The following is a 6503-nucleotide window of genomic DNA, read 5'->3' as shown; positions in this document are numbered from 1 at the left end:
GGCACCAATCCAGACATATTTGGACATCTGAGACTCAGCACCCGGCTGACGAGCCACAGACTCGATGGTCTTACCAAACATATAGCCCAGACCAATGCCGGAGCCAGCCAGTCCGGCAGCGGCCAGACCCATCCCGATAAAAGAGGCGGCGAGGCTTTCCATTGTGTTGTTTCCTCCTAAAGTAGATCCCGTATTCAGTGAACGGATGATATGTGGCACATGGCGACCACCATGTCAACATCAATGCATGTGGATCGCGTCGTTGATATAAACACAGGTCAGAATCGTAAAGATATAAGCCTGGATGATGCCGATAAAAATTTCCACTGCGGTAAAGATAACCGCAAAACCAAAGGGCAGCCAGTTGCCAAACCAAGGCAGCGTCGCAGAAAAGAAAAAGAGCACCGCCAACACCGTGTGACCCGCCGTCATATTGGCAAACAGACGCACCGACAGCGACACCGGACGGGCCAGATAGCTGATGATCTCAATGGGCACCATCAGCGGCAGCAGCAGCTTAGGCAGTCCCGAAGGTACGAAAAAATGGAGATAGTGCGCCCCGTGCCGCTTAAATCCAAGACCCGTGGCAAAGATAAACACACCCATCGCCAACGTCCCCGTCACCGCCAGCTGCGAAGTGGCCGTAAACGAACCGGGAATCAAGCCGATGAGGTTACACCCCATCACCAGCAAAAAGAGCCCGAAAATGTACGGGAAATATCTCTTCGCCTCATCCCCCCCCACCGTAGAGTCCACAATGCCCTTCACAAACAGAAAGAGCACCTCCCCCACGCTCTGCAAACGGCCTGGAACCTTGGTGGAATTTTTGAAGGCGAAATGGAAAAAAGCATACAGCGCCGCAATCGCCAACCACATCCAGATGGTGGAGTTGGTGATGGACAGGTCCAGACCGAAAAGGGAGATGGGCACCACCTTGACTACCTGAAAGTGGTGCAACGGGTCCAATTTCGGCGCGGCTCCGTGAGCAACCTCAGAAGCCATCGCAGTAGATATCAATGAAAACGTCATTGGCCGGCCTTGAATCTCTCGCTGTTGTCCGGGTTAACCGCCCGGTACATGTTGCGGAACCCGGCAGCCACCCCCAAAAAGAGGAAGACTACCGTCATCCATGGCTGTGTTTCCAACCAACTATCAAGCAAATACCCCAGCCCCGCGCCCACCATCACGGCGGAGACCAGTTCCGAAGCCATACGCATTCCGAAGCTCATTCCAGCAGCAGCAGCTCCCGGCCCCGTATGATCCGGTTTGGAAGAGCCTGTTTCGTCTCTGGAACTTTTTTCTGATGCCATGGTCTTGCCTCAAAAACCCGAAGATACTATGGAATGGGGAGCCCGCTGTCAACGCTTGCGACCCTGTTTTTCGGGATTTGACTCCCCAACCACCCGGATTCAATCCCCCGATTCACTGGATTAGCGTCCTGATTTTTCTGGATTCAACCCTGAAATTCACCGGGCTTTATCCAGAAAACCTCGCCGAATAATCCATCAATTTTATGGAGTTACTCCACCCATTCTCCATATTCAAACCCAAGCACCCCCCAAAACCTCCCCGGGCTCTCAGGAGTCGATTCCCAGATCCTGCATTTTTTTGCGCAGGGTGTTGCGATTGATACCCAAAATTTTGGCTGCCTTTACCCGATTGCCCCGGGTCTCCCCCAACACCCGGGTGAGCAGCACCTCCTCCACCTGATGGATGATGGTGGCGTGGAGACCGGTGACGTTCAAACCGTTGAGGGTGGTAAAATAGCGATCCAGCTCCCCCAATATCGCCTCTTTCAGAGTGGTCTCACCGGAAACCGCCGGGGTCTGGCCGTTGGCCGAAGGGGGGGCTGCCTCTGCCCTTTCCCCTGCCCCTGCCAGATTCGGCTGGGAGTGGGGAATCAGATCCAGGTGGTCCGCTTCAATCATATCGTGGGGCACCAACACCATCACCCGGTGAACCAGATTTTCCAGCTCCCGGACATTTCCCGGCCAATCATAAGCGGTCAAAGCCCCCATGGCGGAAGCTGAAAATCGCTTGGCGGGCAGGGATAGATTTTGGGCCGTTTGCGCTAAAAAATATTCCGCCAGCAGGGGAATATCCTCCCGCCGGGAACGCAGCGACGGCACATGCAGGGGGATCACGTTCAGACGATAAAAAAGATCCTCCCGAAAGCGCCCTCCCGCAATCGCAGCCGGGAGATCCTGATGGGTAGCGGCAATGATACGCACGTTGGCCCGTCTGGTTTCAGTCCCCCCCACCCGGGTGAAGGTGCCGTTTTGCAGCACCCTCAAAAGCCGGGTCTGGGCCTCCAGGGGCATGTCGCCGATTTCATCGAGAAAAAGCGTGCCGTTGCGGGCCTGATCGAAGTGTCCCGCTCGGCGGGAGACCGCGCCGGTAAACGCCCCTTTTTCGTGACCAAACAGCTCGCTTTCCACCAAATTTCGGGGAATCGCCGCCATATTGAGGGCGGTAAAGGGACCGTTTTTGCGGGGGCTGTTGCTGTGGACGGCCCGTGCGACCAGCTCCTTGCCAGTGCCGGACTCCCCGTGGATGAGCACCGTCGTGTCGGAGTTGGCCAAGCGGCCTATGGTGCGAAACAGCTCCTGCATGGCCAGGGACGAACCGATGATGCCACCAAACCGATCCACATCCAGCTGTCCCACCCTGGGCAGGGGCTTGGGGGCTTGGCTCAAAGCCTTTTCCACCAGCTCCACGACCTTCAAAATATCAAAGGGTTTGGCCAGATATTCAAAAGCCCCCCGCTCAAAGGCGTGCACCGCATTTTGCAGGGTGGATTGAGCGGTGATGACGATCACCGGCAGGCTGGGATGGCTGGTTTTGACTGTTTTCAGGAGATCCAGGCCAGAGGATTCCGGCATGACGATGTCGGTAATGATCAGGTCCCCCCCCTCCTGGGCGAGGCTGGCCAAAAGGTCGGAGCCGTTGGCAAAGGTGCGCACCCCGAACCCGGAGCGGGAGAGCGCCTGCTCCAGAACAAAGCGGATGGCCTGGTCGTCGTCGGCGACCAGCACGGTTTTGGCTCTGGCTTCACTCATCGGGGCACCGGCAAATAAATTCGAAAAATGGTCTCACCCGGATGGCTCGTCACCTCCACCAGCCCGGAATGATCGTGAACAATACGCTGGGCAATGGCGAGCCCCAGACCGGTCCCCTTGGATTTGGTGGAGACAAAGGGGTGAAAAATGCGCTGGCGCAGCTCCTGGGGAATGCCCGGGCCGTTATCGACCATTTCCACCAGCACATGGGGAATACGCCGCCCCTGCTCCAGACGCACCTGATTGGAAATCCGCGTGCGCACCCGAACCGCCCCCCCCTCACCGGCGGCTTCCTGGGCGTTTTTCAATAGATTTAAAAAAAGCTGGATCAGCTGATCCCGATCCCCACGAATGGCGGGCAGAGAGGGATCATAATCCTGTACCGGCTGGGGGTGTTGTCCCTGGCAGAGCTTCAAAACATGGTCCAGCACCAGGTGGATGTTGATCTCCCGGGCGTCCAGGGTTCGCACATCGGCCATACCCAGCAGATTATCCAACAGGCGACTGATGCGGTCTACTTCGGTGCGGATCAGTCGGGTGCAGTCCGTTGCGGAATCACTCTGTGCCTCCAGCTCCAACAGCTGCGCTGCCCCCCGGATTCCAGCCAGGGGATTTTTGACCTCATGGGCCACTGCCAGAGCCATCTCCCCCAGAGAGTTCAGGGTGTCATGCAGCCGCTGCCCCTCTTCCAACCGGGAGACCGTCCCCACCTCCTCCAGTTGCAGGATCGCCCCGGTGGGTTGCCCTTGGGCATCCAGAATGGGGGCGGCGGTCATGGAGACCAGATTGGAACTGCCGGGCTTGGCACTTAGCTGGGCATTACGCACCCGGCAAGGCATACCCAGATTGTGGGAACGCTCAATCAAATCCAACGCTACCGGGTGTCCCGGCAACAGCTCCTCCAGGGAAGCGCCTATCAGATGGCGGCGGGGTTTGCCCAGCAGCCGCTCCACCGCACTGTTGACCGCCTGCACGATCCCGGCCCGATCCACGGCGATAAAACCCACGGTCAGCTGATCGCACAGCTGCTCCGGAGAAAAGAGTGGAGAGTCCTCCATCATCCCCTGATCGGCCCTCCCGCTCATGCTGCCTCCTGATCCGGCAGGGCGGCAAAAAAAGTATCGATAAATCCCCAGGTCTCTTCCGGAGAGCGGGATAGATTGACCCGGGAGCGAAAATCGGCACTCCCCGGCAACCCCCGGCTATACCAGGAGAGATGCTTGCGGGCCAAAAGGTTACCGGTGTGGGCGCCGTGAAAATCGAGCAATCCCTGGAAATGTTCCCGGACCACTTCCAGCCGTTCCCGGGGGGTGGGTGAGGGTGGAGCGGGGGGGGCTGCCGCCGTAGAATCCCCCTCTGCTCCATAAGTGAGATAGTGTTTCACTTCCCGAAAGAGCCAGGGGTTACCCAAAGCGCCACGACCGATCATCACCCCATCTGTTCCGGATATGGCCAACATTTTTTCCGCATCCCGGGGGGAGCGCACATCCCCATTGCCGATCACCGGAATCGATACCACCCTCTTGATCCGGGCAATCGCCTCCCAATCAGCCACCCCGGAATACATCTGGCTGCGGGTGCGACCATGCACAGCGATCATCCGCACCCCCCGAGCCTCGGCAATTTGCGCAATCCGGTGGCCGTTCAGGCTATCGTGGGTCCAGCCCAGGCGAATTTTAACCGTCACCGGCACCGCCACAGCCGCCACCACCGCTTCCAGAATGGCGTCCACCAAACCTTCGTCCTTCAAAAGGGCCGCCCCAGCGCCTCCCTTGATGATTTTTTTGACCGGGCAGCCCATGTTGATATCGATGATTTCCGCCCCCCGGGCCACATTCATTTGGGCCGCTCGCACCATCTCCCCCGGTTCCCGCCCCGCGATCTGCACCGCCAGGGGGCTCTCTTCCCGGAGAGAGGTGGAAAGCCTGCCTCCCTTTTGTCCCATACGAATCATCGCCTGGGAGGGAATCATCTCCGAAACGGTCAAATCCGCGCCAAAACGCCGGGCCAAACGACGGAAAGGGGGATCCGTCACGCCAGCCATGGGGGCCAGAATGAGGGGTTTTGGGGTGGGATTGCCTATTTTCTTGGCAAAAAGGGCTGAAATAGGATCTATGGATTGCATTACTGGGCGCTCTCCTGCATAAAATATATGCAATCTAACGCCACTCTCCCCACCAATCAACAGGAATCATGACCCGATCCCCACATTCTTCCCAGACACTGCCCGTGGAATTTGTCACCAGCGCCCTCAAACTTTCCGAGTTTCCCCCGGCGGATCTGCCGGAAGTGGCGGTGGTAGGGCGATCCAACGTCGGCAAGTCCGCCTTGCTCAACCGGCTTTTCAACCGCAAAAAGCTGGTCCGGGTGAGTCGAACTCCGGGCTGCACCCGACGGATCAATTTTTTTCAGGTGAAGGAGCGTTGGTGGTTTGTGGATCTGCCCGGCTACGGCTTTGCCAAGGTCAACCGCCAGGAGCATCGGGGCTGGGAGCAGGCCATCGGCGACTATCTGGATCACCGGCGCAATCTGCGGGCGGTGCTGCTGTTGATGGATCTCAGGCGAGGCATCACCGATATCGACCGGGAGATGATCCTCTTTTTGGAGGAGCGGGGTATTCCCCTGCTGCCGGTGGCCACCAAAATCGACAAGCTCAAGCCCAACGCCCGCCGCCAGGGAATCGTTCAAATCAATAAACAGCTCAAACCCCTGGCCCAATTCGCCCTGATGCCGGTGGCGGCCACCTCTTCCCTCAAGGGGGACGGCATTCCTGAGCTATGGAAACGCATCCGAGAGGTGTTGGGAAGGGGTGTGGGGGAGGGGAGCGAAACCGAATCCCCACAGGAGCCCTCTTTGGAAACCACCCATCCAGAATAACGATAAAAAGATGGGTCACGCCTTACGAGGCTGGGCCATCTTGATTCTTCATGGGAAGATTAAAGCTGGTCACCGAAAAAAATGCCACCTTTATCAATATTCTACAGCCATCCAGACCATAGCCAAATCCACATTGATCCATCGAACCAGGAACCAGAGCCATGTTCACCAAAACCCTGACCATCGACACCGCCCGCCCCCGAAACCTGGTGGATATCACCCAGCAAGTGAGCCGAGAAATCAGTCAGAGCGGGATTCGGGAAGGGGTGTGTCATCTCTTTGTGCCCCACACCACGGCTGGCCTCACCCTCAATGAAAACTGCGATCCGGATGTGGTCACCGACATGCTCGACACCCTGGAACGCCTGGTGCCCAACCGCTCCGACTACCGCCACGCCGAAGGCAACAGCCCAGCCCACGTCAAGACAAGCCTCCTGGGCAACCAACTCACCCTGCTCATCGCCGGGGGTCGTCCGGTGCTGGGCACCTGGCAGGGGGTGTTTTTGGCGGAATTTGATGGCCCCAGAACCAGAAAAGTCTTGCTCCAAATTCCCTGAAGCGGCATCC

General features: G+C 58.0%; 8 protein-coding genes. 2 read left to right on the top strand and 6 right to left on the bottom strand.

Annotation, left to right across the window (positions count from 1 at the left end; all coding sequences use genetic code 11):
- The 6 genes from HQL52_15020 to dusB form a co-directional block, all read right to left on the bottom strand.
- The coding region (locus HQL52_15020; protein ID MBF0370760.1) for an ATP synthase F0 subunit C at positions 1–162 on the bottom strand (162 nt) is incomplete at its 3' end.
- 78 nt (positions 163–240) lie between these two features.
- Complete coding sequence (locus HQL52_15015) at positions 241–1002, bottom strand: F0F1 ATP synthase subunit A (GenBank protein ID MBF0370759.1); 762 nt, start codon at positions 1000–1002, stop codon at positions 241–243.
- A 23-nt stretch (positions 1003–1025) separates the two neighbouring features.
- Positions 1026–1310, bottom strand: coding sequence for an AtpZ/AtpI family protein (locus tag HQL52_15010; protein MBF0370758.1), 285 nt, complete (start codon positions 1308–1310; stop codon positions 1026–1028).
- 267 nt (positions 1311–1577) lie between these two features.
- Positions 1578–3059: a nitrogen regulation protein NR(I) gene (gene ntrC / locus HQL52_15005; protein ID MBF0370757.1), complete on the bottom strand. Its 1482-nt coding sequence runs from the start codon at positions 3057–3059 to the stop codon at positions 1578–1580.
- Positions 3056–4144, bottom strand: coding sequence for a PAS domain-containing protein (locus tag HQL52_15000; protein ID MBF0370756.1), 1089 nt, complete (start codon positions 4142–4144; stop codon positions 3056–3058). The genes ntrC and HQL52_15000 overlap by 4 nt, the downstream gene beginning before the upstream one ends.
- The gene (gene dusB, locus HQL52_14995) at positions 4141–5184 is read right to left on the bottom strand and encodes a tRNA dihydrouridine synthase DusB (protein ID MBF0370755.1); all 1044 of its coding nucleotides are present in this window, start codon (positions 5182–5184) and stop codon (positions 4141–4143) included. Before dusB ends, HQL52_15000 begins: the two co-directional genes overlap by 4 nt.
- A gap of 68 nt (positions 5185–5252) precedes the next feature.
- On the opposite strand from dusB, the gene HQL52_14990 reads away from it, so the two are divergent.
- Positions 5253–5936, top strand: coding sequence for a YihA family ribosome biogenesis GTP-binding protein (locus HQL52_14990; protein ID MBF0370754.1), 684 nt, complete (start codon positions 5253–5255; stop codon positions 5934–5936).
- A gap of 161 nt (positions 5937–6097) precedes the next feature.
- Positions 6098–6493, top strand: coding sequence for a YjbQ family protein (locus tag HQL52_14985; protein ID MBF0370753.1), 396 nt, complete (start codon positions 6098–6100; stop codon positions 6491–6493).
- Positions 6494–6503 lie beyond the last annotated feature (10 nt).

The sequence above is a fragment of the Magnetococcales bacterium genome (assembly GCA_015232395.1).
Taxonomy (GTDB): Bacteria; Pseudomonadota; Magnetococcia; order Magnetococcales; family JADFZT01; genus JADFZT01.
The sequence above is the reverse complement of the archived record's forward strand: the minus strand, read 5'-3'. Positions and strand labels throughout refer to the sequence as shown.